At 73.3% G+C, this 26,062-nt stretch carries 24 protein-coding genes; 18 read left to right on the plus strand and 6 right to left on the minus strand.

Translation table 11 applies throughout. The features are described 5' to 3' along the window. The first annotated feature begins 145 nt into the window (after positions 1 to 145). The 9 genes from ACQY0Z_RS16640 to ACQY0Z_RS16680 all read left to right on the plus strand — a co-directional run bounded on the left by ACQY0Z_RS16640 (position 146) and on the right by ACQY0Z_RS16680 (position 10,521). Entirely contained in the window at positions 146 to 2,203 is a 2,058-nt protein-coding gene (locus tag ACQY0Z_RS16640) for a tetratricopeptide repeat protein (protein ID WP_189902443.1), read from the plus strand. 136 nt (positions 2,204 to 2,339) lie between these two features. Then, the gene (gene ald / locus ACQY0Z_RS16645; protein WP_254586478.1) at positions 2,340 to 3,464 is read left to right on the plus strand and encodes an alanine dehydrogenase; all 1,125 of its coding nucleotides are present in this window, start codon (positions 2,340 to 2,342) and stop codon (positions 3,462 to 3,464) included. Between the two features lie 413 nt (positions 3,465 to 3,877). After that, a complete protein-coding gene (locus ACQY0Z_RS16650) occupies positions 3,878 to 5,014 on the plus strand; it encodes a ParA family protein (protein WP_078492773.1) in 1,137 nt (378 codons plus the stop codon). Positions 5,015 to 5,055: 41 nt separating this feature from the next. Beyond that, positions 5,056 to 5,550 carry a hypothetical protein gene (locus ACQY0Z_RS16655; protein ID WP_439812469.1) on the plus strand — a complete coding sequence of 165 codons (495 nt, stop codon included), beginning with the start codon at positions 5,056 to 5,058 and terminating at the stop codon, positions 5,548 to 5,550. A gap of 471 nt (positions 5,551 to 6,021) precedes the next feature. Further along, a complete protein-coding gene (locus ACQY0Z_RS16660; protein WP_439813365.1) occupies positions 6,022 to 6,951 on the plus strand; it encodes a segregation and condensation protein A in 930 nt (309 codons plus the stop codon). Between the two features lie 59 nt (positions 6,952 to 7,010). Beyond that, positions 7,011 to 7,580: an SMC-Scp complex subunit ScpB gene (gene scpB, locus ACQY0Z_RS16665; RefSeq protein ID WP_231627998.1), complete on the plus strand. Its 570-nt coding sequence runs from the start codon at positions 7,011 to 7,013 to the stop codon at positions 7,578 to 7,580. After that, positions 7,580 to 8,695, plus strand: coding sequence for a pseudouridine synthase (locus ACQY0Z_RS16670; protein WP_019522813.1), 1,116 nt, complete (start codon positions 7,580 to 7,582; stop codon positions 8,693 to 8,695). The genes scpB and ACQY0Z_RS16670 overlap by 1 nt, the downstream gene beginning before the upstream one ends. Positions 8,696 to 8,764: 69 nt before the next feature. Further along, positions 8,765 to 9,496: an NUDIX domain-containing protein gene (locus tag ACQY0Z_RS16675; protein WP_189902450.1), complete on the plus strand. Its 732-nt coding sequence runs from the start codon at positions 8,765 to 8,767 to the stop codon at positions 9,494 to 9,496. Then, a complete protein-coding gene (locus tag ACQY0Z_RS16680) occupies positions 9,493 to 10,521 on the plus strand; it encodes an ADP-ribosylglycohydrolase family protein (protein ID WP_439812470.1) in 1,029 nt (342 codons plus the stop codon). The genes ACQY0Z_RS16675 and ACQY0Z_RS16680 overlap by 4 nt, the downstream gene beginning before the upstream one ends. A gap of 4 nt (positions 10,522 to 10,525) precedes the next feature. Here the strand turns inward: ACQY0Z_RS16680 and ACQY0Z_RS16685 are convergent, their stop codons facing one another. Together ACQY0Z_RS16685 and ACQY0Z_RS16690 are read right to left on the minus strand one after the other, a co-directional pair. Beyond that, positions 10,526 to 11,215 carry a nucleotidyltransferase domain-containing protein gene (locus ACQY0Z_RS16685; protein ID WP_254586475.1) on the minus strand — a complete coding sequence of 230 codons (690 nt, stop codon included), beginning with the start codon at positions 11,213 to 11,215 and terminating at the stop codon, positions 10,526 to 10,528. Positions 11,216 to 11,237: 22 nt separating this feature from the next. After that, a complete protein-coding gene (locus ACQY0Z_RS16690) occupies positions 11,238 to 11,654 on the minus strand; it encodes a Rieske (2Fe-2S) protein (RefSeq protein WP_254586474.1) in 417 nt (138 codons plus the stop codon). A 190-nt stretch (positions 11,655 to 11,844) separates the two neighbouring features. On the opposite strand from ACQY0Z_RS16690, the gene aroH reads away from it, so the two are divergent. The 5 genes from aroH (at position 11,845) to der (ending at position 16,325) form a co-directional block, all read left to right on the plus strand. Then, positions 11,845 to 12,207 carry a chorismate mutase gene (gene aroH / locus ACQY0Z_RS16695; RefSeq protein ID WP_189902457.1) on the plus strand — a complete coding sequence of 121 codons (363 nt, stop codon included), beginning with the start codon at positions 11,845 to 11,847 and terminating at the stop codon, positions 12,205 to 12,207. After that, positions 12,204 to 13,289: a prephenate dehydrogenase gene (locus ACQY0Z_RS16700; protein ID WP_189902459.1), complete on the plus strand. Its 1,086-nt coding sequence runs from the start codon at positions 12,204 to 12,206 to the stop codon at positions 13,287 to 13,289. The genes aroH and ACQY0Z_RS16700 overlap by 4 nt, the downstream gene beginning before the upstream one ends. A gap of 138 nt (positions 13,290 to 13,427) precedes the next feature. Next, entirely contained in the window at positions 13,428 to 14,114 is a 687-nt protein-coding gene (gene cmk, locus ACQY0Z_RS16705; RefSeq protein ID WP_189902461.1) for a (d)CMP kinase, read from the plus strand. Continuing rightward, positions 14,111 to 14,758, plus strand: coding sequence for a lysophospholipid acyltransferase family protein (locus tag ACQY0Z_RS16710; protein WP_189902463.1), 648 nt, complete (start codon positions 14,111 to 14,113; stop codon positions 14,756 to 14,758). Before cmk ends, ACQY0Z_RS16710 begins: the two co-directional genes overlap by 4 nt. Before the next feature lie 76 nt (positions 14,759 to 14,834). Next, positions 14,835 to 16,325 (plus strand): ribosome biogenesis GTPase Der, encoded by a 1,491-nt coding sequence (der, locus tag ACQY0Z_RS16715; RefSeq protein ID WP_189902465.1) that lies wholly within the window; start codon positions 14,835 to 14,837, stop codon positions 16,323 to 16,325. Positions 16,326 to 16,381: 56 nt separating this feature from the next. On the opposite strand, the gene ACQY0Z_RS16720 is transcribed toward der, so the two are convergent. Together ACQY0Z_RS16720 and ACQY0Z_RS16725 are read right to left on the minus strand one after the other, a co-directional pair. Then, a complete protein-coding gene (locus tag ACQY0Z_RS16720) occupies positions 16,382 to 16,753 on the minus strand; it encodes a hypothetical protein (protein ID WP_189902467.1) in 372 nt (123 codons plus the stop codon). 175 nt (positions 16,754 to 16,928) lie between these two features. After that, positions 16,929 to 17,801 (minus strand): hypothetical protein, encoded by an 873-nt coding sequence (locus tag ACQY0Z_RS16725; protein ID WP_347225971.1) that lies wholly within the window; start codon positions 17,799 to 17,801, stop codon positions 16,929 to 16,931. 545 nt (positions 17,802 to 18,346) lie between these two features. Here ACQY0Z_RS16725 and ACQY0Z_RS16730 point away from each other — a divergent pair. Together ACQY0Z_RS16730 and ACQY0Z_RS16735 are read left to right on the plus strand one after the other, a co-directional pair. Continuing rightward, entirely contained in the window at positions 18,347 to 18,979 is a 633-nt protein-coding gene (locus tag ACQY0Z_RS16730; protein WP_381730451.1) for a transglycosylase family protein, read from the plus strand. A gap of 438 nt (positions 18,980 to 19,417) precedes the next feature. Further along, the gene (locus tag ACQY0Z_RS16735) at positions 19,418 to 19,633 is read left to right on the plus strand and encodes an I78 family peptidase inhibitor (protein WP_189902473.1); all 216 of its coding nucleotides are present in this window, start codon (positions 19,418 to 19,420) and stop codon (positions 19,631 to 19,633) included. A 65-nt stretch (positions 19,634 to 19,698) separates the two neighbouring features. On the opposite strand, the gene ACQY0Z_RS16740 is transcribed toward ACQY0Z_RS16735, so the two are convergent. Next, the gene (locus ACQY0Z_RS16740; RefSeq protein ID WP_189902475.1) at positions 19,699 to 20,703 is read right to left on the minus strand and encodes a phosphatase PAP2 family protein; all 1,005 of its coding nucleotides are present in this window, start codon (positions 20,701 to 20,703) and stop codon (positions 19,699 to 19,701) included. 232 nt (positions 20,704 to 20,935) lie between these two features. After that, positions 20,936 to 22,216, minus strand: a complete 1,281-nt coding sequence (locus ACQY0Z_RS16745; protein ID WP_254586470.1) for a glycosyltransferase family 39 protein — start codon at positions 22,214 to 22,216, stop codon at positions 20,936 to 20,938. Positions 22,217 to 22,480: 264 nt separating this feature from the next. Between ACQY0Z_RS16745 and ACQY0Z_RS16750 the strand changes: the two genes are divergently transcribed. Together ACQY0Z_RS16750 and ACQY0Z_RS16755 are read left to right on the plus strand one after the other, a co-directional pair. After that, a complete protein-coding gene (locus ACQY0Z_RS16750; protein WP_347225968.1) occupies positions 22,481 to 24,196 on the plus strand; it encodes an MFS transporter in 1,716 nt (571 codons plus the stop codon). Positions 24,197 to 24,837: 641 nt separating this feature from the next. Next, positions 24,838 to 26,028, plus strand: a complete 1,191-nt coding sequence (locus tag ACQY0Z_RS16755) for an acyl-CoA dehydrogenase family protein (protein WP_381728799.1) — start codon at positions 24,838 to 24,840, stop codon at positions 26,026 to 26,028. Positions 26,029 to 26,062: the final 34 nt, after the last annotated feature.

Consider the following 26,062-nt stretch of genomic DNA (forward strand, 5'->3'; position numbering starts at 1 on the left):
CTACGATCTGTTGATCCGATCGAGGGAGTCTCGCCCACCGCGCCGCGCTCCTCACGGAACGTCGCAGAGCGTGAACTAGGCTCTGGAAAACGCCCGTACGGAGACCCGGCGGGCTTGCGCGTGCGGTGGGACGGGAGTGTGGCCCGTGACGGATCAGGCGGTGGACCCGAACGGTGTGGGGCTCCCTCGGGACGCCCGGCCGGAAGGTCGATTCCTGGGCCGTACCAGGGAGTTGAAGGAACTGCGCGCCGACATCGAGCGCGCCGGACTCGACACCCTCTCCGGCCGCAAGGCCCCCCGCGCCCGCGTCCTGCTCATCGCCGGACGCCCCGGATCCGGCCGATCGGCGCTCGCCGAGGAACTCGTCCGCCAGGTCGCCGCCGACTACCCCGACGGCGTCCTGCGCACCCGGCTGAGCGAGCCCGACGGGACCCCCGTGCCCGTCGGGCGCGCCGCCCGCGACCTCCTCGACGCGCTCGGCGAGCCCGCCCCCGCCGGCGCCCCCGAGGACCAGCTCGGCGAGGCGCTGCGCACCGCCCTGGCCGAGCGCCGCGCGGTGCTCCTGCTCGACGACGCCGCCGACGCCGAGCAGGTCGACGCCCTGCTCCCCGACAACCCCGACTGCCTGGCCGTCGCCGTCTCCTCAGGACCGCTCACCGGCATCGCCGACGTCCGCCCCTGCACCCTCGGCGGCCTCGACACCAAGTCCGGGGTGGAGCTGCTGTCCCGGTTCACCGGATCGGTGCGCATCACCGTCGACCCCCGGGCCGCCGAACGCCTCGCCGAGCTGTGCCAGGGCCAGCCCGCCGCGCTGGTGCTGGCCGGCGGCTGGCTCGCCGCACGTCCCAAGGCCGCCGTCGCCGACCTCGCCAAGCAGCTGCACACGGACCCCGGCGGCGAACCGGTCACCGCCCGGCTGCTGCGGCTGGTGCACGACGCGCTGCCGCAGACCGCCGCCCGCACCCTGCGGCTGCTCGCGCTCGCCCCGGCCGGACTGGCCGACCCGCACACCGCCGCCGCGCTCACCGGCTGCTCGGTGGAGGCGGCGCACACCACCCTCGACGACTTCGCCGCCCACGGCCTGCTGCACTCGGTCGGCTCCTCCCTGCCGCAGTACCGGGTGCCCGGCTGCCTGCACCGCGAGCTGCGCCGGCTCGCCGAGGACCACGAACGGCCCGCCGAGCTCCAGCTCGCCCGCGCCCGGATGCTGGAGCGCACCGTCCGGCTGCTCCAGTCCTGCCGCGCCATCACCGAGACCGACAGCCCCGAGGCCCGCCAGAAGGTCCTCGCCCTGCCGCGCCCCCTGCGCTTCCCCACGCCCCGCGCCGCCGCCGACTGGCTGCGCCTGCGCCGCCCCGCCCTGCTGGCCGCCGCCCGGCTCGCGGTCGCCGACGGGGAGCTGGACACCCTGGCGCGGCGGCTGATGTCCCAGCTGGTGCGGGCCATGGTCGCCCACTTCGGCACCCGCGCCGCCGCGAGCGACCTCTACGACATCCACAACCTCGTCCTCGACGTCGCCGAGCGCCGCGACCTGCCCCGCGAGCGGGCCGCCGCCCTGCTCAACCTCGGCGACCTCGACGCCCGCACCGGCCGCACCACGGAGGCGCTGGCGCGCTACCGGGCCGCCCTGGACGCCGGACGCGAGGCGAACGACCCCTATGCCACCGGGCGCGCGATGGAATCCGTAGGCGGCGCGCACCTGGACCTCGGGGACTACGACCGGGCGGCGGACTGGTTCGGCCGCGCCCTCGCCGAGCGCCTCGCCCGCGACGAGCGACCCGAGGCCGCCCGGCTCTACGGCCGCATCGGCGCCGCCCACACCTACGCGGGCCGCTACGGCGAGGCGATGCGCAACTGGCGCGCGGCCGTCGCCGGACACCGCAGGGACGGGGACGTGGCGGCACAGGCGCGGGCGCTGAGCGAACTGGGCCGGGTGCAGGAGTACGCGGGGCGGCTGGAGGAGTCGCTGCGCACCTGCCGGGAGGCCGTGGAGTGGGCGCGGCGGGCCGAGGACACCCGGCTCCAGGCCGCACTGCACCTGCGGCTGGCGGACTCGTACACGCGGCTCGGCGACCCCGCGTCCGCCGCGCTGCACCGGTCCACGGCCGAGCACATGCTGGCCGAGGAGGCCCCTGAGGGCGACTCCGAGCCGGAACACGGCGCTAACGCCTGCGAAATCCGTAGCGCTTCCGCAGAAGATTGATGCAATGAAAGGCTAGACAGCGGGAACACCTTCATTAGACTGGCTCTGCCGCACCATCTCCTGCGGTCTCCCCCGGTGTGCCCGTGCGTGCCCGGGTATGTGTAGTTGTATCCCCATACCCTCTGAGCCAAGGACCGTGATCGACGTGAAGGTCGGCATCCCCCGCGAGGTCAAGAACAACGAGTTCCGGGTGGCCATCACCCCTGCCGGCGTGCACGAGCTCGTGCGCCACGGCCACCAGGTCGTCATCGAGCGCGGCGCCGGTGTCGGCTCCTCGATCCCGGACGGCGAGTACATCGCCGCGGGCGGTCAGATCCTGGACACCGCCGACGAGGTCTGGGCCGCCGCCGACCTGCTGCTCAAGGTCAAGGAGCCGGTCGCGGAGGAGTACCACCGCCTGCGCAAGGACCAGACGCTCTTCACCTACCTGCACCTGGCCGCGTCCAAGGAGTGCACGGACGCCCTGCTGGAGTCCGGCACCACCGCCATCGCCTACGAGACCGTCGAGCTGCCCAGCCGCGCGCTGCCGCTGCTCGCCCCGATGTCCGAGGTCGCGGGCCGGCTCTCCACCCAGGTCGGCGCCTACCACCTGATGCGCGCCCACGGCGGCCGCGGTGTGCTGCCCGGCGGCGTCCCCGGCGTGCTGGCCGGCCGCGCGGTCGTCATCGGCGCCGGCGTCTCCGGCTGGAACGCGGCGCAGATCGCCATCGGCATGGGCTTCCACGTGACCCTGCTCGACAAGGACATCAACAAGCTCAAGGAGGCCGACAAGGTCTTCGGCACGCGCATCCAGACCGTCGTCTCCAACGCCTTCGAGCTGGAGAAGGCCTGCCTGGAGGCCGACCTCGTGATCGGCGCCGTGCTGGTGCCGGGCGCCAAGGCGCCGAAGCTGGTCACCAACGAGCTGGTCTCCCGGATGAAGGCCGGAAGTGTCCTTGTCGACATCGCGATCGACCAGGGCGGCTGCTTCGAGGACTCCCGTCCCACCACGCACGCCGAGCCGACCTTCAAGGTCCACGAGTCGGTCTTCTACTGCGTCGCCAACATGCCCGGCGCGGTGCCCAACACCTCGACCTACGCGCTCACCAACGCGACGCTGCCGTACATCGTCGAACTCGCCAACCGCGGCTGGGTGGAGGCGCTGCGCCGCGACCCGGCGCTCGCCAAGGGTCTCAACACCCATGACGGCAAGGTCGTTTACAAGGAGGTCGCCGAGGCGCACGGTCTCGAGCACGTGGAGCTCGCCTCGCTGCTCGGCTGATCCGCGCACGGCGCCAAGTCGACCAAGTCACGGACTCGCAAAGGCGATACGTCAACTCGGAGCGTCAACGCCTCACCCCAGGCCGGACCTTGGATGCCAAGGTCCGGCCGGATGTGTGTATGGTCACGTCCTGATTGAGGGACAACTCGCCTCGAACGTAACCGTTCTACCGATTCGTACACCGGTGAATCCTGCCGTGCGACGGCTGTACGCCCTTGACAGAGGGGTGTTTCATTACCGACACATCGTGCCGGGTCCGGCGGATTGTGTTGCTGCGGACGGCCGACACGCCATAGAGTCGCCAACCGTCGGCATGGTGCCACGCTGACCTGTCTAGAAGTTTCCTGGTCACCAAGGAGGTAAGACGACTTGTGAATGAGTCGACATTTACTCCCGGGGGTGGTCAACCAGGAATGCCTGCGCCGGGCCAGGGGTCCGCGGGATTCGCTGCTGTCGGCTCCGTCGCTGTGCGCACCTTCGCAGCCCACCAGAGTCACGCAACTCCAGGAGTGACTCACCCAGCACACCAGAGCATGGATGGCCATCACGTGAACGCCATGGCCGGCGACGGAAGTGGCGCGCCCCACAACCATTTCGCCGACTACGACGAACTGCCCGAGGGGCACTTCTACGACCCCGACGCCGAGTACGAGCCCGATCCGGAGTACGCGGCCACGCTCGCGCCCGACGCGGCCCGCCAGCGCCGCGAGCGCATCGGCCCGACCGGACGCCCGCTGCCGTACTTCCCGATCCCGGGCCCGCTGACCGACCACGGCCCCGCGAAGATCATCGCGATGTGCAACCAGAAGGGCGGCGTCGGCAAGACCACGTCGACCATCAACCTGGGCGCCGCGCTCGCGGAGTACGGACGCCGGGTGCTGCTCGTCGACTTCGACCCGCAGGGCGCGCTGTCGGTCGGACTCGGCGTCAACCCGATGGAACTCGACCTCACCGTCTACAACCTGCTCATGGAGCGGGGCATGGCGGCCGACGAGGTGCTGCTGAAGACAGCGGTCCCCAACATGGACCTGCTGCCCAGCAACATCGACCTGTCGGCGGCCGAGGTGCAGCTGGTGAGCGAGGTCGCGCGCGAGTCGACGCTGCAGCGGGCGCTGAAGCCGCTGATGGACGACTACGACTACATCGTGATCGACTGCCAGCCCTCGCTCGGCCTGCTCACCGTCAACGCGCTGACCGCCGCGCACAAGGTGATCGTGCCGCTGGAGTGCGAGTTCTTCGCGCTGCGCGGTGTCGCCCTGCTGACCGAGACGATCGAGAAGGTGCAGGAGCGGCTCAACCCGGAGCTGGAGCTCGACGGGATCCTCGCCACCATGTACGACTCGCGCACGGTGCACAGCCGTGAGGTGCTCGCGCGGGTGGTCGAGGCGTTCGACGACCACGTCTACCACACGGTCATCGGACGCACGGTCCGCTTCCCGGAGACCACGGTCGCCGGTGAGCCGATCACCACGTACGCGTCCAACTCCGTCGGCGCCGCCGCCTACCGTCAGCTCGCCAGGGAGGTGCTCGCCCGGTGTCACGCCGAGTGAGTCTGCCGGGGGCCGACGAACTCTTCCGTACGACAGGGGGGATGGCGCTTCAGGCGTCCACCCCCAGGCGCGCCGCCGGCGACGCCCGGGTCCCCGCCCCCGCGGGGGAGGGGGACGCGGCCGCGGCCGCCCAGGAGGACGCGCCGCAGTCGGTGCCCGTGCAGGGCGGCGACGGCGAGGGCGCGGAGCACGCCGCGGCGGACGTGGAGCCCGCCGAGGCCGAGGAGTCCCGCAGCCGGGGCGGCCCACGGCGCGCGCCGGCGCCCGCCGACGGCGCGGCCGCCGCGGCCCCGCGCAAGCGGGGACGCCCCGCACGGCGGCCCAGCGGCCGCGAGCGGCACGACGAGAAGATCACCGTGTACGTCTCCGCCGAGGAGCTGATGGACCTCGAGCACGCGCGCCTGGTCCTGCGCGGCGAGCACGGCCTCGCCGTCGACCGCGGCCGCATCGTCCGCGAGGCGGTCGCCGTGGTCCTCGCGGACCTGGAGAGCCGCGGGGACGCCAGCATCCTCGTACGACGCCTGCGGGGCCGGTAGCGGTAGCCTGCGGGGGCCATGACCTCCCCCGACGCATCCGCCCCGACCCCCCGCCGCCGCCCGCTGGGCCGCGGCCCGGCCGCCTCCGCGGACGCGGTGCCCGCCGGGGAGGGGGCGACCCCCCTCGCCGGGGAGGGCGCTGCGCGGGACGCCTCGGCCGAGGCCGCGTCCGCAGTCGCACCGGAGGCGCCCGCCGCCCGGGTCCCCGCCTCCGAGGACGCGGAGACCCGGCCCGGGCCGGCGGCCGGGCAGGCCACGCCCCTGGGCGCGTCGCTCACCGAGCCGCCCGGCGCGCCTGCTGATGAGCGGCCGCCGGCCGGCGCCCGGGCTGAGCGCGCCGAGCACGGGGACGCGGCACCCACCGCTTCGGCGGCCGCGCCCGCCGACGAGCGCGCGGGACACCGGCCCGGGGATGCCGGCACGCTTCCCGGCGCGTCGCCGGCCGCGTCGGTCGCGGTCGCGCCGCCCGTCGTGCCTCCTGAGGCGTCCGACGCCGCCGTGCCGGCGCCCGCGCGTGCCGGCGCGTCCGGCGGTGCGCCGGAGGACGGCGGCTCCGGGGGCGAGGCGTCCGACGGCGAGGGCGATCCCGGGGACGGGCGGTTCAAGGTTCGGCTGGCGAACTTCGAGGGGCCCTTCGATCTGCTGCTGCAGCTGATCGCCAAGCACAAGCTGGACGTCACCGAAGTCGCCCTGTCCAAGGTGACCGACGAGTTCATGGCGCACATCCGGGCCCTGGGGCCGGACTGGGACCTGGACGAGACGACCGAGTTCCTCGTCGTCGCCGCCACCCTGCTCGACCTCAAGGCGGCCCGGCTGCTGCCCGCCGCCGAGGTGGAGGACGAGGCCGACCTCGCGCTGCTGGAGGCGCGTGACCTGCTGTTCGCGCGGCTGCTGCAGTACCGCGCGTACAAACAGATCGCCGACATCTTCAGCCGCAGGCTGGACGACGAGGCGCGCCGGTTCCCCCGTACCGTCGGGCTGGAGCCGCATCACGCCGAGCTGCTGCCGGACGTGGTCATCAGCATCGGGCCCGAGGGGTTCGCCAAGCTGGCCGTCAAGGCGATGCAGCCCAAGCCCAGGCCGCAGGTGTACGTCGACCACATCCACGCGCCGCTGGTCAGCGTGCAGGAGCAGGCCGGGATCGTCGTCGCGCGGCTCAAGGAGCTGGGCGAGGCCGGCTTCCGGGAGCTCGTCGAGGACACCGACGACATCCTGACCGTCGTCGCCCGCTTCCTCGCCCTGCTGGAGCTGTACCGGGAGAAGGCCGTCGCCCTCGACCAGGACACCGCGCTGGGCGAGCTGACCGTGCGCTGGACGGGCGGCGACGGGGACGCCGTACCCGCGGTCACCGACGAGTTCGACCGGCCGCCCGAGCAGCCCCGGGAGGAGAGGACACCGTGAGCGAGGACACGAGCGGGGTCGCGGAGCTCGAGCTGAAGCCGGCTCTCGAGGCCGTGCTGATGGTCGTGGACGAGCCCGCGACCGAGGAGCACCTGGCGAAGATCCTGGAGCGACCGAAGCGGCAGGTCGCCGACGCCCTGCGGGAGCTGGCCGACGAGTACACCGTGCAGGGACGCGGCTTCGAGCTGCGCAGGGTCGCCGGCGGCTGGCGTTTCTACACCCGCCCCGAGTACGCCGCCGCCGTCGAGGGCTTCGTCCTGGACGGCCAGCAGGCCCGCCTCACCCAGGCCGCGCTGGAGACCCTCGCGGTCGTCGCGTACCGCCAGCCGGTCAGCCGCAGCAGGGTCTCCGCGGTGCGCGGGGTCAACTGCGACGGCGTGATGCGCACCCTCCTCCAGCGGGGTCTGATCGAGGAGGCGGGCACGGAACCCGAAACAGGTGCGATCCTGTACACGACGACGAACTACTTCCTGGAGCGGATGGGCCTGCGCGGTCTGGACGAGCTCCCGGAGCTCGCGCCCTTCCTCCCGGAGGCGGAGGCGATCGAGGCCGAGACACTGGAAGGAGTCCCGTCGTTCGATCCGGACGCCCCGGATTCCGAGGACGCAGACGACAAGACGGAATTTTGATGCGAAGCAGCAGCGGCAGGAACAGCAGCGGAAACAACGGCGGGAGCCGTGGTGGCAACAGCGGCGGCCGCGGCGGGAGCGGCGGTGGCCGCGGTAACCACCGCGGCGCCGGCAACAACCGTGACGACCGGCAGGGCGGCCGTCCGAAGAAGCCGCGCCCGGAGGAGCGGCGCTACGACGTGGGCCCCGGCGCCTCCCAGGAGGGACCCAAGTCGGGCCGCGGCCCCGGGGCGCGCGGCGGCGCCAAGGGCGGGCCGAAGAAGCCCCTGCAGCGGGGCCGGTCGGTCCCGGCGACGTCCCGTGAGTACGAGGCGAGGGCCGAGGAGCGCAACCGGGAGCGGTACGCGGGCAGGAAGGACGTCAAGCTGCCCAAGACCTTCCCCGGCGCCGAGCAGGAGGGCGAGCGGCTGCAGAAGGTGCTCGCCCGGGCCGGCTACGGCTCGCGGCGCGCCTGCGAGGAGCTGATCGACCAGGCGCGGGTCGAGGTCAACGGCGAGATCGTGCTGGAGCAGGGCAAGCGGGTCGACCCGGAGAAGGACGAGGTCAAGGTCGACGGCCTGACCGTGGCGACGCAGTCGTACCAGTTCTTCTCGCTGAACAAGCCCGCCGGCGTCGTCTCCACCATGGAGGACCCGGAGGGCCGCCAGTGCCTCGGTGACTACGTCACCAACCGCGAGACCCGGCTCTTCCACGTCGGCCGGCTCGACACCGAGACCGAGGGCGTCATCCTGCTCACCAACCACGGTGAGCTGGCGCACCGGCTGACCCACCCCAAGTACGGGGTGAAGAAGACCTACCTCGCGCACATCGTCGGGCCCATCCCGCGCGATCTGGGCAAGCGGCTCAAGGACGGCATCCAGCTCGAGGACGGGTACGCCCGCGCCGACCACTTCCGGGTGGTGGAGCAGACCGGCAAGAACTACCTCGTCGAGGTGACCCTGCACGAGGGCCGCAAGCACATCGTGCGCCGCATGCTCGCCGAGGCCGGGTTCCCGGTCGACAAGCTGGTGCGCACGGCCTTCGGCCCGATCACCCTGGGCGACCAGAAGTCGGGCTGGCTGCGGCGGCTGTCGAACACCGAGGTCGGCATGCTGATGAAGGAGGTCGACCTCTAGGCCGGTCCCCGCACCCTTGTGCTCGCGCACCGCCACCCCCTTTAATAGTCACACCGACTATTAAAGGGGGTGGCGGTCGTCGTGGACGGCTACGACAAGCACGCCTTCGAGCCCTTCGCCGTGACCGTCGACCTCGCCGTGTTCACGATCCGCGAGGCCGCACTGCACGTCCTGCTCGTCGAACGCGGCCAGGAGCCCTACGCCGGCCGCTGGGCGCTTCCCGGAGGCTTCCTGCGGCCCGACGAGTCCGCGGAGCGCGCCGCCCGGCGCGAACTGGGCGAGGAGACCGGCCTGACCGACGTCACCGGCCCGCACCTGGAGCAGCTGCGCACGTACAGCGAACCCGACCGCGACCCCCGGATGCGGGTGGTGTCCGTCGCCTTCGCCGCGCTGCTGCCCGACGCCCCCGAGGCGCACGGCGGCGGCGACGCCGCCCAGGCCCGCTGGACCCCCTACGAGGCGGCGCGGGACCTCGCCTTCGACCACGACCGGATCCTCGCCGACGCGCGGGACCGGATCGGCGCCAAGCTCGAGTACACCGGCCTCGCCACCGCCTTCTGCCCGCCGGAGTTCACCCTCGGCGAGCTCCAGCAGGTCTACGAGACCGTCTGGGGCACGGCCCTGGACCGCCCCAACTTCCGGCGCAAGGTCCTCGCCACCCCCGGCTTCGTCGAAGCCGTCCCCGGCGCCGCGCGCCTCACCGGCGGCCGGGGCAAGCCCGCCGCCCTGTACCGCGCGGGCACCGCCGCCGCCCTCCACCCGCCGCTGCTCCGGCCCACCCCGGAAGGACGTCCCGCATGACCACGACCACCGCCACCAAGCGCGCCGCGACCGGAGCGCTCACCGGACTCGCCCTCGGTGACGCACTGGGCTTCCCCACCGAGTTCAAGGACGTCCCCTCGATCCTCGCCACCTACGGCGACTGGCGCTCCCTGGAGCTGCCGGAGCCGGCGATCGTCACCGACGACACCCAGATGACCCTCGCCCTCGGCAGGGGCCTGCGCACCGCCATGGACCGGGGGACGCTCGGCCCGAAGCGCCTGGAGCGCCCGGTGCGCGAGGAGTTCGTGGAGTGGTGGCGCTCCCCGGAGAACAACCGCGCCCCCGGCAACACCTGCCTGCGCGCCTGCCACCTGCTGTCGCGCGACGAGCGGCCCTGGCAGGACGCCAGCCAGATCCACTCCAAGGGCTGCGGCGCCAACATGCGCGTCGCCCCCGTCGGGCTGGCGCCCGGCCTCACCGACGAACAGCGCGCCGGCGCAGCCCAGTTGCAGTCCGCCCTCACCCACGGACACCCCACCGCGCTCGCCGCCTCCGACCTCACCGCCCACGCCGTACGGCTGCTCGCCGAGGGCGCCGAACCGACCGGCCTGATCGGCCTGCTGCGCTCCTACGCCGTCGAGAACCGCACCCGCTACCACGAGATCTGGCTCGGCGACCTGTGGACCCGCGCCGGGGACGCCTCCCCGGAGCAGTTCATCGCGCGCGGCTGGGACGAGTGCCTGGAGATCCTGGGGCGTCTCCAGGAGGCGGTGCGGACCGTCTCGCCGGAGACCGACCCGTGCCGGGCCACCGGCGAGGGCTGGATCGCCGAGGAGGCCCTGGCGACCGGCCTGCTCTGCTTCCTGCTCTTCGTCGACGAGCCGGTGGCGGCCCTGCGCCGCGCCGCCTGCACCTCCGGCGACTCCGACTCCATCGCCTGCCTCGCCGGGGCCTTCGCGGGCGCCTACCTGGGCGCGGACGCCTGGCCCGCCGAGTGGGCGTCCCGCATCGAGTACCGCGGCGAACTGCTGGACCTCGGCACGCTCTGGGACGCCCGCCGCTGACCGGTCACGCGGCCCGGAGGGCCGACGCGCGGCGGGTGCGGACGAGGAAGTCCTCCACCCGCCGCCGGTCCGGCTCCCCGGGGAGCGGGCTGCCCGCCGCCGCCTCCTCGGCCTCCCGGACCAGGCGGTTCATACGGGCCTCCACCTCGGGCCACGGCACCTCGCCGCGCCTCACCTCCAGCAGCTCCTCGCGGCGGTCGCCCACGTCGACCGTGAGGACGCCCGTGCGCAGCAGGTCCCGGGCGCTCGTCAGCAGGCGCAGCAGATGCATGGCGTGCTTCCAGCGCGGGGCGCCGTGGATGCGGACGTCGGCGTCCAGCTTGCGGCGCCGGCCGTGGGCGTACCGGACGAACGTCTCGTGAACCCTGCGGGAGAGGAACGCGCCGCGCAGCGCCAGCAGCTCGCGGCCGGTGGCGTCGGCGTACTCCACCAGCGGGGAGTGCAGGCACTCGAGGATGTTGGGATTGCCGCGCAGCGCCAGCTCGCAGAAGCGCTCCAGTTCCCAGCTGAACTGCTCATCCGCCGGCCCCTCGACGTGCGTGGGCGGCTTCTCGAAGCGCCAGAACAAGGGAGTGGGCGCCAGGAACACGCCCCTGCGGTCGGTGTCGCTGCCCTCCGTGGCCAGACCGAAGGCGCGCGAGCCCATGACACAGGCGTAGATCGTGTGGTCCGTCACCAGGCTCTCGGGGCTCATGCCCGGGAGCGTACGGGGCGGATCACGCCCGGCGAACCGTATTTCCGTCCACCGTGATCCGCTCCTCGGGCAGCGGCCGGGTCGCCGGGCCGCGCTCCACCGAGCCGTCGGCGATGCGGAAGCGGCTGCCGTGGCAGGGACAGTTGATCGTGCCGTCCGCGACCTCGGAGACCAGGCACCTCTGGTGCGTGCAGATCGCCGAGAACGCCTTGAACTCGCCCGCCTCGGGCTGGGTCACCACGATCTCCTGCGCCCCGAGGACCGTGCCCCCGCCCACCGGGACGTCCGCCACCGGCACCAGCTCCTGCCCGGGCGTCCCCGCCCCCTCCGCGGTGTCCGAGGGCGTACCGGTCCCGCCCTCCTCCGAACCGCAGGCCACGGTCAGGGCCACCGCTCCCGATACGAGCAGGACGGTGCGCCGCGTCGCCCGTGTGGTCATCTCGTCACTCCCTGGATCGCCGTCGCCGCATCCTGACACCGAAAACGGCACAGAGGAAGTAATCCCGGCGAAACATCACCCGAGGTGCATACCGGCCGTCTCAGCGGGCGGTCGCCCCGCCGGTCCCGTGCACGGCTGACTACGCTGGACGACCGAACGACCTTTACGCACGTGAGCGAGGAGCATCGTCGTGGCGGTACGCGCGGTCCGGGGGGCCGTCCAGCTGGAGCGGGACGAGGCCGGACACATGGAGGAGAGGGTGGGAGCCCTGCTCACCGAGGTGCTGGAGCGCAACGAACTGCACACCGACGATCTGATCAGCATCTGGTTCACGGCCACGCCCGACCTGCACTGCGACTTCCCGGCCGCCGCCGCCCGCAAGCTGGGCATCGTCGACGTGCCCCTCATCTGCGCGCAGGAACTCGACATCGAGGGCGCCATGCCCCGCGTCGTCCGCCTCCTCGCGCACATCGAGTCCGACCGGCCCCGCTCCGACATCGCCCATGTCTACCTCGGCGCCGCGGCCGCCCTCCGCAAGGACATCGCCCAGTGAGAACCGCCCTCGTCATCGGTACCGGACTGATCGGCACGTCCGCCGCCCTCGCCCTGTCCCAGCGGGGCGTGACCGTCCACCTCGCCGACCACGACCCCGAGCAGGCCCGCACCGCCGCCGCCCTCGGCGCCGGCACCGACGAGGCGCCCGAAGGCCCGGTGGACCTCGCCGTCGTCGCCGCCCCGCCCGCGCACGTCGCCGACGTGCTCGCCGATGCCATGCGGCGCGGCGTCGCCCGCGGCTACATCGACGTCGCCAGCGTCAAGGGCGGTCCCCGCCGCGAGCTCCAGGCGCGCGGACTCGACCTCACCCCCTACCTCGGCACCCACCCGATGTCCGGGCGGGAGAAGTCCGGCCCGCTGGCCGCCACCGGCGACCTCTTCGAGGGGCGCCCCTGGGTGCTCACCCCCACCCGTGACACCGACACCGAGGTCCTCAACCTCGCCCTGGAACTGGTGTCGCACTGCCGTGCCGTGCCGGTCGTCATGGACGCCGACGCCCACGACCGCGCCGTGGCCCTCGTCTCCCACATGCCGCACCTGGTGTCCAGCATGGTCGCCGCCCGCCTGGAGAACGCCGACGAGGCCGCCGTGCGGCTGTGCGGGCAGGGCATCCGGGACGTGACCCGGATCGCCGCCTCCGACCCGCGGATGTGGATCGACATCCTCTCCGCCAACCCCGGACCCGTCGCCGACCTGCTCACCGACGTCGCCGCCGACCTGGAGGAGACCGTCCGCGCCCTGCGCGCCCTGGAGTCCTCCGACGAGCACAAGCGCCGCGAGGGCGCCACCGGCATCGAGGACGTGCTGCGCCGCGGCAACGCAGGACAGGTCCGCGTCCCCGGCAAGCACGGCTCCGCCCCGCGCGTCTACGAGACCGTCGCCGTGCTCATCGACGACCAGCCGGGCCAGCTCGCCCGTATCTTCGCCGACGCCGAGCGCGCCGGGGTCAACATCGAGGACGTCCGCATCGAGCACGCCACCGGACAGCAGGCCGGCCTCATCCAGCTCATGGTCGAGCCCAAGGCCGCCCCCGTCCTCACGGCCGCGCTGCGGGATCGGGGCTGGGCGATCCGGCAGTGACCCCCGTCTCCCCGCCCGTCCTCGCGGGCGGGGGAGGGCGTCCGCATGTCGGAGGGGTTCCCGGGAGCCAGTAATCTGGTGCGGGGCGTGTCCACGCCCCGCACACCCCACCCCACCGCACCAGGAAGGTGTTCCTCCGTGGAAAACGGCGCCGCCAAGCCCGTGATCGTCGCCATCGACGGTCCCTCCGGCACGGGCAAGTCGAGCACGTCGAAGGCCGTGGCGGCGCAGCTAGGCCTGAGCTACCTGGACACCGGCGCCCAGTACCGGGCGATCACCTGGTGGATGGTGAACAACGGCATCGACATAGCGGACCCGTCAGCGATCGCCGCCGCGGCCGCCAAGCCGGAGATCCTCTCCGGCACCGACCCGGCGAACCCGACGATCACCGTCGACGGCGTGGACGTGGCCGGACCGATCCGCGAGCAGGACGTCACCTCCAAGGTCAGCGCCGTCAGCGCGGTCCCCGAGGTGCGCGCCCGGATCACGGAGCTGCAGCGCGCCATCGCCGCGTCCGCCGTCACCGGCATCGTCGTCGAGGGCCGCGACATCGGCACCACGGTGCTCCCCGACGCCGACCTGAAGATCTTCCTCACCGCCTCCCCGGAGGCCCGCGCCGCCCGCCGCAGCGGCGAGCTCAAGGGGGCCGACCTGCACACCACCCGCGAGGCCCTGATCAAGCGGGACGCGGCCGACTCCAGCCGCAAGACCTCCCCGCTGGCCAAGGCCGACGACGCGGTCGAGGTGGACACCACCGACCTCACGCTCCAGCAGGTCGTCGAGTGCGTCGTCACCCTCGTCGAGGAGAAGCGGGCGGGGAAGTGACCGACGTTCCCTCCCTGCGGGGCGCCGAGGTCGGGCGGCGCATCGGCGTCGGCCTGATGTACGGGCTGTGGAAGCCGCGGGTGCTGGGCTCCTGGAGGGTCCCCGCGGGCGGCCCGGTGATCCTCGCGGTGAACCACTCGCACAACATAGACGGCCCCATGGTCATGGGCGTGGCGCCCCGGCCGACGCACTTCCTGATCAAGAAGGAGGCGTTCATCGGCCCCCTCGACCCGTTCCTGACCGGCATCGGCCAGGTCAAGGTCGACCGGCACTCCACCGACCGCACGGCCATCGCGCGGGCGCTGGGAGTGCTGGAGCAGGGCGGCGTCCTCGGCATCTTCCCCGAGGGCACCCGCGGCGAGGGCGACTTCGCCTCGATCCGCGCCGGGCTCGCGTACTTCGCGGTGCGCAGCGGTGCGCCGATCGTGCCGGTCGCCGTCCTGGGAAGTTCCGACCGGCCCGGCCGGTTGATAAAGGCACTGCCCCCGCTGCGCTCCCGCGTCGACGTCGTCTTCGGCGACCCGTTCGACGCGGGCGACGGCAGCGGGAGACGTACGCGCAAGGCGCTCGACGAGGCCACGGCACGCATCCAGAAGCAGCTCACGGCACACCTGGAAAACGCCAGGCGTCTCACCGGCCGCTGAGCGACACTTTGAGTAGTGGATCTCCGCCCCGCGGGGCTCCACCGATCACCACGATGAACGACGAGGTACGGACTTCATGAACGACCACATCGAGCCCGGCGGCTCGGACGCGCACGACGCTGCGCACGAGCACGATCACGGGGCGTTGGGCGATGCCGAGTTCGCGGAGTTCATGGAGCTCGCCGCGGAGGAGGGCTTCGACCTCGAGGACGTCGAGGGCGCCATCGAGGCGGCGGGCCACGGCCCGCTCCCGGTGCTCGCCGTCGTCGGCCGCCCCAATGTCGGCAAGTCGACCCTGGTGAACCGGATCATCGGCCGCCGCGAGGCGGTCGTCGAGGACAAGCCGGGCGTCACCCGCGACCGGGTCACCTACGAGGCCGAGTGGGCGGGCCGCCGCTTCAAGGTCGTCGACACCGGCGGCTGGGAGCAGGACGTCCTCGGCATCGACGCCTCCGTCGCCGCCCAGGCCGAGTACGCCATCGACGCCGCCGACGCGGTCGTCTTCGTGGTGGACGCCAAGGTCGGCGCCACCGACACCGACGAGGCCGTCGTGCGGCTGCTGCGCAAGGCGGGCAAGCCGGTCGTGCTGTGCGCCAACAAGGTGGACGGCCCGAGCGGCGAGGCCGACGCGGCCTACCTGTGGTCCCTGGGCCTGGGCGAGCCGTACCCGGTCTCCGCGCTGCACGGCCGCGGCACCGGCGACATGCTGGACCAGGTCCTCGAGGTGCTGCCCGAGGCGCCCGCGCAGACCTTCGGCACGGCCGTCGGCGGCCCCCGCCGCGTCGCCCTGATCGGCAGGCCGAACGTCGGCAAGTCCTCGCTGCTGAACAAGGTCGCGGGGGAGGAGCGGGTCGTCGTCAACGAACTCGCCGGCACCACCCGCGACCCGGTCGACGAGATGATCGAACTGGGCGGCAAGACCTGGAAGTTCGTCGACACGGCGGGCATCCGCAAGCGGGTCCACCTCCAGCAGGGCGCCGACTACTACGCCTCGCTGCGCACCGCCGCGGCCGTCGAGAAGGCGGAGGTGGCCGTCGTCCTCATCGACGCCGCCGAGTCCATCTCCGTGCAGGACCAGCGCATCGTCACCATGGCCGTGGAGGCGGGCCGCGCGCTCGTCCTCGCCTTCAACAAGTGGGACACCCTCGACGAGGAGCGCCGCTACTACCTGGAGCGGGAGATCGAGACGGAGCTCGGCCAGGTCGCCTGGGCGCCCCGGGTCAACGTCTCGGCGCGCACCGGCCGGCACATGGAGAGGCTGGTCCCGGCGATCGAGACGGCCCTCGCCGGCTGGGAGACCCGGGTCCCGACGGGCCGCCTGAACGCCTTCCTCGGCGAGCTGGTCGCCGCCCACCCGCACCCGGTGCGGGGCGGCAAGCAGCCGCGCATCCTGTTCGGCACCCAGGCGGGCACCAGGCCGCCGCGGTTCGTGCTGTTCGCCTCCGGCTTCATCGAGGCGGGCTACCGCCGCTTCATCGAGCGCCGGCTGCGCGAGGAGTTCGGCTTCGAGGGCACGCCGATCCACATCTCGGTGCGGGTGCGCGAGAAGCGCGGACGCAAGAAGTAGCCGTCCATGACGAAGGGGCGGTCCCGGTCACCGGGACCGCCCCTTCGCCGTGTCCGTCAGCCGCCGTTGCGGGGGGCCGGGGGCAGCCCGGCCGGCACATGGTGCATTCCGTTCGTCCCGCGGTGGACCGTGGCCACCCGCTGCCACTGCGGCGGTTCCACGGCGGGCCGCAGGAAGGACGCCCCGAACGACCCGGGGTGGTCACGGTACGCGCCCGTACTGTGCGGGATGTTCCCGAAGGCGGTGAAGCCCCAGTCCTCCTCGCCGCTGCGGTCGCCCGGCAGCGTACGGAAGGACTTGACGTACTCGGCGTAGAGAGCGTCGTAGATCGGCGTGGCCGAGTGGCCGCTCCGGGAGTCCTGCGCCGGGCGCACGGGTGCGGGGACCGAGGCGAGGGACTGGCGGCGGGGAGCGTCATATGCGTGCACGTATCTCCAAACGACCCCGTGCCACAAGGGATGCGGCCCACGGCAAGTTTTCGCAGGCCGCACCCCGGATCCTTCGGAGCGCGCCGGGGCCTGAGCGCCCCTTCAGGGGCGCGGGGAACCGCGCGCCCAGCCCCCACGCACCGCCGGCCGACCCACGACCGGAAGCGCCCCCGCCTCAGATCCCGGCCAGCGGCAACGCCGCAGCCACCAACTTCCCGTTGGCCGCGGCCTTGTCCAGCGCGTCCCGCATCAGATCCTCACGGGGCTGCCGCCCGACGGACCCCACCGGCGCGGCGAACATCAGCACCTGCTGATGCTTGTTCGCCGCCGCCCGCCACCCGTCGGTGACCTGCAGCGGCTGATGCGCCTGCCACCAGGCCACCGGACGGCCGCCGTTCGGGTTCGGCTGGAGCACGGCGTGCAGCTGCCCCGCCGCGAGCAGCACCGACCACCCGTGCAGCACCGGCGGCACCGCGGACAGCTCGGTCAGCGGCATGAAGCCCTGCTCGATCAGCAGCGGCAGGAAGTCGTCGCCGGAGCCCAGCGTGCCGGGCCGGGCGATGGGAGCGGTCGGCTCGACCACCAGCGCCGGGTGCAGCTCGTTCTGGATCAGCACCAGCCCGCTCGTCACCCCCAGCACGGCCTGCTCGGGCACCAGGTGCGGAGGCTGCTGGGCCAGCGGCGCCTGCTGCTGCGGCTGCTGGAGGTGGTGCGGCGGGGGCGCCTGCTGGGTGTGCTGCGCCTGCGGAACCTGCTGCTGCGCCTCTCCGCCCACGGCGCCGATCGACCGCACGGCGCCCTGGAGCTGTTCCTCGGTGACCTGGACGACCTGCGACGGCAGGCAGGTGGCGTGGGCGAAGGCGAGCACGGCGGTCTCGTCCCCGATGAACAGGACGGTGCTGGTGCGCTCCTGCTCCGAGTCGCCCGGGGTGCGGCAGGAGGTGCAGTCGTAACTGCCCGGGGCGGACTCTCCGGCGAGCAGGCGGGCTGCTTCTTCGTCGCCGATCTCGGCGCGTACCTCGTCGCTGACGTCGAGCATGCGCGGCACGGGTGGCTCCCTCGGGATGCGGTGCGTGGCGAGGCCGGGTGGCTCCCGGCCCGTGGTCCGGGTGGGTCCCCGGCTCATGAAGAAGACAACGGGCGATCTGTGGCGGGAGTCACGCCTTACGGCGAACGGAATCGAACCAACCAGCGCACAGAGTCACGGCAGGTGCGGAATCCGGCACTCAACGTCAACTCGCCTTGAGCGCAAGGGGTTTGACGGGGTGAGGTGCCTCACAGCCCACTGCCCGCCGTAGTCGACAAATCCGGAAATCGCGCAATGAAATGGGTGGCCGGAAATCGCCGATACCCCGGGTAAGTCCCAACTGGCCAGGCATGACGGGCCGTTGGTTGATCTCCGCACCGGCGGCTCCTTACATTCCTCCGCCGTGTGCAACGAGCACCGCTCGGGTACGTCCGCCGGCCGCATTGCCGACGCTCCACCCTTCGTACGACCCCGACGGCGGACGGGGCGGCCGCGGCCCGCGTGTTCCATGACGCGCCGGGCGGCGTACCGCCAGGGGAAGCCCGGGTCCTCGGGGAAGGATCTCCATGTCCGCATGTGCCGACAACACCCGTCGTAACGCCCGCAGGGCCCGTCCGGGGGCCTTCCTGGCCGGCGCGGCCCTGCTCGCACCGCTCGGACTGCTCGCCGCCGCAGGTGGCGCCGCGGCCGCGGACGACGGGGTGTGGGACCGCATCGCCCAGTGCGAGAGCGGCGGCGACTGGCACATCAACACCGGCAACGGCTACTACGGCGGGCTCCAGTTCTCCGCCTCCACCTGGCGCGCCTTCGGCGGCACCGCGTACGCCCCGACGGCCGACCGCGCGAGCAAGGGCCGGCAGATCGAGATCGCCACCAAGGTCCAGCACGCCCAGGGCTGGAACGCCTGGCCCGTGTGCGGCGCCCGCGCGGGGGCGTCGGGACCCGCCCCCGCGGCGGACCCCGAGCCCGAGAAGAAGGCAGAGCGGAGGCCGGCCACGGCGCAGACGGCCCCCGCGCGCACCTCCGCCCGCCCGGACCGGAGCGCCTCCCGCGGCGACTGCACCGTACGCCCCGGTGACACCCTGAGCGGGATCGCCGCCCGGCACGGGACGGACTGGCGGCGGCTGTACGCGGCCAACCGGGACGTCATCGGCGACGATCCCGACGTGATCGTGCCCGGGCAGCGGCTCGACATCTGAGGCGCCCCCTTCGTCCGGGCGCCCAGGGTCCCTCCGGCCCTCCGGCCCTCCGGCCCTCCGGCCCTCCGGCCCTCCGGCCCTCCGGAGGGACCCTCGCCCGTCCGCCCGCCGGGGCGCGACGGCTCATGTGACGAAAATGCGCATTTCTTGTGCACATCTCTTTCACGGGCTGATCGTGTCCGCCCGGGAAAGTGCCAGGGAGGCGATCCCGAATACCTCACGCGACACAATTCTTTCGGGGTTTGCCGGGGCGACGGCGAGGTGCTCAGGAATTCCTGTTGAATGACGGCGGACGGAGTACGGAACCGCTCTTTCGGGTGACCGCCGCCCGTACGCCCCCGTCGTGATCCTGTGACACAAGTGTGACCGCGTCGGGTCCCGGGACCCGTCTTCAGGCACGCACTTCCCCGTTTCCGGGCCAGGGCATAGCGTGGCCGCATGGCACCCATTCCGACACCCCCCACGGAACCCAGCGACAATCCGGACGCCTATGTCGGCCTCGCCGCCGACCGGGCCGAGCACCTCGCGCGTGAGCGCGGCTGGTCCTCGGTACGGGCCCTGGCGCCGGGGACGATCGTCACCATGGAGTACCGCGTGGGCCGGCTGAACTTCGAGGTGAGGGACGGCCGGGTGGCGCGGGCCTGGAAGGGCTGAGACACGCGGACGGCCCCGGTCCTCGAGCAAGGAGGACCGGGGCCGTCCGCGTGTCCGGAGGCGCCTCAGGGGCGCGGCGCCGGGGTCGTCCCGCGCGGGTGGCGGTCGGTGTGCTGCGGGCGTCTGCTGCCCGCGGGCGTCACCGGGGAGCGCTCGGCGCGGCTGGTGTGCGGGCCGGGCGCGAGATAGACCGGTGAGCGGGCCGCGCGTCCGGCGGGAACCGTCTCGTGCACCGCGCCGGCGGCGTGCTCGGTGAGCGGACGGACGACGACGGGACGGCCCGCGGGGGCGGGCACCCGCGCCTTGGTCCCGCGGCGGTCGCGCAGCCGGTCCCGCACGGCGAGGATCCGCGCCTCGGCCCGCGCGATCAGCGGCTCGAACCAGGGCAGCGCCAGCAGGATCAGCAGGCCCGCGGCCCAGCCCAGCAGGACGTCGCTCAGCCAGTGGGTGCCGATGTAGACGGTGGACAGCCCGACGCCCAGGGACGTCACGGCCGACAGTGCGGAAAGCCAGCGGCGGGCCCGCGGGGTGGAGGCCAGATAGGCCAGGATTCCCCAGGTCACCACGGCGTTCGCGGTGTGACCGCTCGGAAATATATCGCCGCCGAGCCACATCTCGTTCGAGCCGATCTCGGTCGCGTAGTGCGGTCCGAGCCGCCCCATGCCGTACTTCGCGGCGCCCACCGTGATGTTGAGCAGCAGCAGGGAGACGCCGAGGGCGATCAGCGGACGCAGCGTGTGCTGCCGCCAGGAGCGCCAGCCCAGCCAGGCGGCGACCATCACGGCGGTGGGACCGCGCTGGCCGAGCACCACGTAGTAGTCGACGAAGGCGTGCAGCTCCGGCCACTGCTGGTAGGGGCGGAAGAACATGACCTGCCAGTCCAGCCGGACCAGCCAGGAGGTGGCCACCACGGCCCACACGATCGCCACGTAGAAGGCCAGGGTCGCGCCGAGGAGCACGATCCGGTGCCGGCTCATTCGCGGCATGCCGACGTGCGCCGGACGCTCCGGCTCACGGTCCAGCCTCGCGAACACCCGGTCCAGACGGGTGTGACTCCGTTCGGTACGCACCCAATCGACGTTACAGCGAGTGAGTGTGCCGACCCGACGATTCAGCGGCTTTGTGATGACGATGTGATGTGGCATTCCTCTCAGACGGGCCCTTTATTTCCGGCGAATCCGAACCCCGGAGCGCAATTGTTTTGGGCATGTCGTACGCCCGGTTTATCGGCCGTACGAATTGGTTCACCCAGGGCTCGCGCGGAATTCCCGTGCCGCTCACCGGCCCGGCCGGGCGGCCAGGTCAGGGCGGCCCCGACCCGTTCAGCCAGAAGGCGCCGTACGCCGCGGACCCCGCCGCGACCGTCCCCAGACCCGCCGCGAGCAGGCGCGTCCGCGTCCGGGTCAGGGCCACGGCGAGCGGCAGGAGCAGCGGGAAGGCCGGCATCAGCAGCCGCGGCTTGGAACCGAAGTAGCTCGACGCGCACAGGGCGAGCGCGGTGACCGTGCCGGCGTAGACCAGCAGCGGGAGGGGCTGTCCCTGGCGTACGCACAGGACGCAGAGCCACACCACCAGGGCCACGCCCAGCACCAGCGCGGCCCCGGCGAGGGCCGACGGGAAGGACGTGAACCGTTCGGCGACGAACTGGGCGAAGGCGTAGCCGCCGTCGAAGCCGTTGCGCCAGCCGGCCTGCACGTCCAGGTAGCCCAGCGGACCGCCACCGGTCCGCTCGCCGACCCACAGGACGTACCCGGCCGCCCCGAGGGGCGCGAGCAGCATCCCTACCACCCGGCGCAGGCGCACTCCGGGGGCGTGCGGCGATGACGCGGCGCCGTCGGGTGCGCCCGTACGCGGGGCGCCGGGCGGGGGACCGGCGTGGCCGTCACCGCGCGCGCCGCCCGCCGGGGCCGTACTGCCGTCCCCCACGAAGGAGGAGCCGGAGCCCTCCTTCAGGATGGCGGCCACCCCGGCCGCCCAGACCGCCGCGACCACCGCGAGCCCCACCGGCCGGGTCAGCCCCGCCAGCCCCGCCAGCAGGCCCGCCGTCACCCAGCGCCCCGTGAGGACCGCGTACAGCGCCCAGGCCGCCAGCGCCGTGAACAGCGACTCGCTGTACGCCATCGACTGCACGATCCCGACCGGCAGCACCGCCCACAGCAGCACCGCGCACACCCCGGCCCGCCGCCCGTACAGATGGTCGGCCACCGCGAAGATCCCCCAGGCCGCGGCCAGCGAGGCGAGCAGGCTCACCACGAACCCCCCGTCGGCGGCCGACAGCGGGGACACCGCCGCCGCCAGCCGCTCCAGCCACGGCAGCAGCGGGAAGAACGCCAGGTTGGAGTGCACGTCGCCGTGGGGAAGCCGCACCTCGTAGCCGTACCCCAGCTCGGCGACCCTCGTGTACCAGAGGGAGTCCCAGCGGGCGGTCAGCAAGGTGTACGCGCTCTTGCCGCGCGCCTCGCTCCACAGGGCCAGGACGACCAGGCCCAGGGCACGCACGGCGGCGTACCCGAGGAGCGCCGGGGCGGCCCGGCGAAGAGCTCCGGGGCGGACCGCGGCGGCACGCGTCTCGAGATCGTTCACGCGCCGATTATCGACCCGGCCCGGAAGCGGCCCGCCCGCGACGGCCCGCGACCACCGTGGGAGACGTGGCGCACGCCACACGGATAGGCCCCGGGGGTGAGAGGCCCGCCACTCGACCTCAGCCTTCCCTCGCGTACTCTGACGTGTCACTCGCCGTTCGCCGCGCGGGCCGGGGACGACCGCTCCTCTCCGGCCGAGGCACGGGGGAGTCCCCCACCCCCTGAGCCCGCGGCACCCGCGAGGGAACTTCTGGGAGGTACGTACATGTCCGGGACGACCACGGCCGCCGCTGCGCTGCGCCGTCGGGCGGCCGGGGCCGGTGCCAACCGGTGGGTGGTGCTCGTCGTCCTCTGCGTCAGCCTGCTGCTGGTCGCCGTCGACGCCACCGTGCTGCACGTGGCCGTCCCCGCCGTCACCGAGGACCTCAAGCCCGGCGCGGTGGAACTGCTCTGGATCGTCGACGCCTATCCGCTGGTCTGCGCCTCGCTGCTGATCCTGTTCGGCACCCTGGGCGACCGGGTCGGCCGCAGACGCGTCCTCCTCCTCGGCTACACCCTGTTCGGCGTGGCCTCGGCCATGGCGGCCTTCGCGCACGACGCGCACCTGCTGATCGTGGCGCGGGCGCTGCTCGGCGTCGGCGGCGCGATGATCATGCCGGCCACGCTGTCGATCCTGCGCCAGGTCTTCCCCGACCGCCGCGAGCGGGCGCTCGCCATCGGCGTCTGGAGCGCCGTAGCCGCCGTCGGCGCCGCGGTCGGACCGCTGCTCGGCGGCTTCCTGCTGGAGCACTTCTGGTGGGGCTCGGTCTTCCTGGTCAACATCCCGCTGATGCTGGTCAGCCTCCCCGTCGGGCGGATCCTGCTGCCCGAGTCGAAGGGCGACGGGAAGGGCCCCTGGGACGTGGTCGGCGCGCTCACGGCCGCCGCCGGGCTGTTCGCGGTGGTCCTCGGCGTGAAGCGGCTCGGCGCGGGTGAGCTCGGCGCGGCCACGCTGGTGCCGCTGGCCGCGGGCGTCGTCCTGCTGGTGCTGTTCGTCCGCCGGCAGCGGCGGCGCGAGCACCCGCTGCTCGACCTGCGGATGTTCTCCCGGCCCGCGTTCAGCACCTCGGTCGGCTGCATCGTGCTGGCCATGCTCGCCCTGGTGGGCCTCGAGCTGATCGCCGCGCAGTACCTCCAGCTGGTGCTGGGACTGTCCCCGCTGGAGACCGGGCTGCGGCTGGTGCCGCTCACCTTCGCGGCGATGGCCGCGGGCCTGGCGGGCGCGCGGATGCTGCGCCGGTTCGGGCCGCGCCGCATGGTCTCCCTCGGCTTCTGCCTCACGGCCGGGGCGGTGGTGCTGCTGACCGCCATGGGCGGCGAGGACAACGCCCCGCTGCTGCTCGGCGGGTTCGTGCTGCTCGGCTTCGGCCTGGAGACCACCCTGTTCGGCGCGTACGAGTCGATGCTCAGCGAGGCCCCGCAGGACCAGGCCGGAGGGGCGGCGGCCATCGGCGAGACGTCCTACCAACTCGGCGCGGGCATCGGCATCGCGCTGCTCGGCAGCGTGATGAACGCGGCCTACGCGCCCGGCCTCTCCCAGGTCCCGGGGGTGCCGGCCTCGGCGTCCGCCGCGGCGGCGCACTCGCTGGGCGAGGCGTACGAGGTCGCGGCCCGCCTCGGCGGCCCGGCGGGTGAGGCGCTGCGGACGGCCGCCCGCCACTCCTTCGTCCATGGCCTGCACGTGACCCTCCTGGTCAGCGCGGGCCTGCTCCTCGCGGGCGCGGCGATGGCCCTGCGCCTGCCGCGCCTGATGCACTGCGACCCGGAGGAGGAGATTCCCTCGGGGCCCCCTTCGGACGCCTCCGCCCCGTCCCCGGCCCCGGCCGACCCGGGCCCCGCCTCCGGACACACCCTCGAGACGTCCCCCGCCCCCGCCCGCGGCACCACCCCCCTGCGGATGCCCGCGCAGCGGGAGTCACACGGGTCGGGCGTGAAGGTCTGACCCGCCGGGCCGACGCGGTCCCGGGCGGTGCCCCGAGGCCCGTCGGCGCCGCCCCCCGCCCCCCCCCGCGGCTCTCCCGCAGGCTCTCGGCAGCTCCCGGGGTCTTTCCGCGGCGACGGGCCCGAAGGCCGGTGATGCTGCAGCAGCCCGGGGGCAGGGGCGGCGGTCGGCGTGCCGCCCGGGCGGCGGTCGCCCGTGATGCCGCGTGACGGTGGTGCCCGGAGCCGTCCCGGCGTGCGGGGCGGTGGGGTGGGTGTCCCCGAGACGGCGTTCGCCGGCGTTGCCGGCAGTCGCGAGGTCTTCCGCCAGGACGGGCCCGCGGAAGGGCCGGAGGAGGCCGGCGTTGGTGCGGTGTCCGAGGCAGCCCGGGGGCAGGGGCGGCGGTCGGCGTGCCGTCCGGGCGGCGGTCGCCCGCGATGCCGCACGACGGTGGTGCCCGGAGCCGTCCCGGAGTGCGGGGCGGTGGGGTGCGGGGTGTCGCCGGGGCGGCGTTCGCCGGCGGTGCCGCAGGGCCCCGTGTGCCTGACCTCGGAGAGGAGCGCCGGGGTGGACGGCGGGGGGACCTCGTCGTAACGTCGGGCCGTGCCTGACTAGCAGTGCTAGTCGAGATATCGGATGACCAGCCCCCGGAGGGTGCACCCATGGCCGCGTCCGCGAAGCCGCCCGCGTTCGACCCCGCCGACCCCCTCGGCCTCGACGACCTGCTGGAGCCGGAGGACCTGGCGGTCCGGGACACGGTGCGCGGCTGGGCGGCGGACCGTGTGCTGCCGTACGTCGCGGACTGGTACGAGAAGGGCGAGCTGCCCGGCATCCGGGAGCTGGCCCGGGAGCTCGGCGGGATCGGCGCGCTCGGGATGTCCCTGGAGGGCTACGGCTGCGCGGGCGCGAGCGCGGTGCAGTACGGGCTGGCCTGTCTGGAGCTGGAGGCGGCCGACTCCGGCATCCGCTCCCTGGTGTCCGTGCAGGGCTCCCTCGCCATGTACGCGATCCACCGCTTCGGCAGCGAGGAGCAGAAGCAGGAGTGGCTGCCCCGGATGGCGGCCGGCGAGGTCATCGGCTGCTTCGGGCTCACCGAGCCCGACCACGGCTCCGACCCCGGCTCGATGCGCACGTACGCCAAGCGCGACGGCTCCGACTGGGTGCTCAACGGCCGCAAGATGTGGATCACCAACGGCTCCGTCGCCGGGGTCGCGGTCGTCTGGGCGCAGACCGACGACGGCATCCGCGGCTTCGCCGTCCCCACCGACGCGCCCGGCTTCTCGGCGCCGGAGATCAAGCACAAGTGGTCCCTGCGCGCCTCCGTCACCAGCGAACTGGTCATGGACGACGTACGGCTGCCCGCCGACGCGGTGCTGACGGAGGTGACCGGGCTGAAGGGCCCGCTGAGCTGTCTGTCGCACGCCCGGTACGGGATCGTGTGGGGCTCGATGGGCGCCGCGCGGAGCTGTTTCGAGGCGGCGGTCGACTACGCCACGTCACGGGAGCAGTTCGGGCGCCCCATCGGCGGCTTCCAGCTCACCCAGGCCAAACTCGCCGACATGGCGGTGGAACTGCACAAGGGAATCCTGCTCGCCCACCATCTGGGGCGGCGGATGGACGCCGGCCGCCTGCGTCCCGAGCAGGTCAGCTTCGGCAAACTCAACAACGTGCGCGAGGCGATCGAGATCTGCCGGACGGCCCGGACCATCCTCGGGGCGAACGGGATCTCGCTGGAGTACCCGGTGATGCGGCACGCGACGAACCTGGAGTCGGTGCTCACCTACGAGGGCACCGTGGAGATGCACCAGCTCGTGCTGGGCAAGGCGCTCACCGGAATCGACGCGTTCCGATAGGCCCGACGTGCCGGGGGGGCGGGGCCGGCTCGGC

The organism is Streptomyces sp. P9-2 (genome assembly GCF_051903975.1).
Lineage (GTDB): Bacteria > Actinomycetota > Actinomycetes > Streptomycetales > Streptomycetaceae > Streptomyces > Streptomyces cellulosae.

Excerpts from the sequence above, each read along its gene's own strand:
- ACQY0Z_RS16650 (WP_078492773.1), top strand. The coding sequence starts at position 3,878 with ATGCCTGCGCCGGGCCAGGGGTCCGCGGGATTCGCTGCTGTCGGCTCC.
- ACQY0Z_RS16655 (WP_439812469.1), top strand. The coding sequence starts at position 5,056 with ATGGCGCTTCAGGCGTCCACCCCCAGGCGCGCCGCCGGCGACGCCCGG.
- scpB (WP_231627998.1), top strand. The coding sequence starts at position 7,011 with ATGGTCGTGGACGAGCCCGCGACCGAGGAGCACCTGGCGAAGATCCTG.
- ACQY0Z_RS16670 (WP_019522813.1), top strand. The coding sequence starts at position 7,580 with ATGCGAAGCAGCAGCGGCAGGAACAGCAGCGGAAACAACGGCGGGAGC.
- ACQY0Z_RS16680 (WP_439812470.1), top strand. The coding sequence starts at position 9,493 with ATGACCACGACCACCGCCACCAAGCGCGCCGCGACCGGAGCGCTCACC.
- ACQY0Z_RS16685 (WP_254586475.1), bottom strand. The coding sequence starts at position 11,215 with ATGAGCCCCGAGAGCCTGGTGACGGACCACACGATCTACGCCTGTGTC.
- ACQY0Z_RS16690 (WP_254586474.1), bottom strand. The coding sequence starts at position 11,654 with ATGACCACACGGGCGACGCGGCGCACCGTCCTGCTCGTATCGGGAGCG.
- der (WP_189902465.1), top strand. The coding sequence starts at position 14,835 with ATGAACGACCACATCGAGCCCGGCGGCTCGGACGCGCACGACGCTGCG.
- ACQY0Z_RS16730 (WP_381730451.1), top strand. The coding sequence starts at position 18,347 with ATGTCCGCATGTGCCGACAACACCCGTCGTAACGCCCGCAGGGCCCGT.
- ACQY0Z_RS16735 (WP_189902473.1), top strand. The coding sequence starts at position 19,418 with ATGGCACCCATTCCGACACCCCCCACGGAACCCAGCGACAATCCGGAC.
- ACQY0Z_RS16750 (WP_347225968.1), top strand. The coding sequence starts at position 22,481 with ATGTCCGGGACGACCACGGCCGCCGCTGCGCTGCGCCGTCGGGCGGCC.
- ACQY0Z_RS16755 (WP_381728799.1), top strand. The coding sequence starts at position 24,838 with ATGGCCGCGTCCGCGAAGCCGCCCGCGTTCGACCCCGCCGACCCCCTC.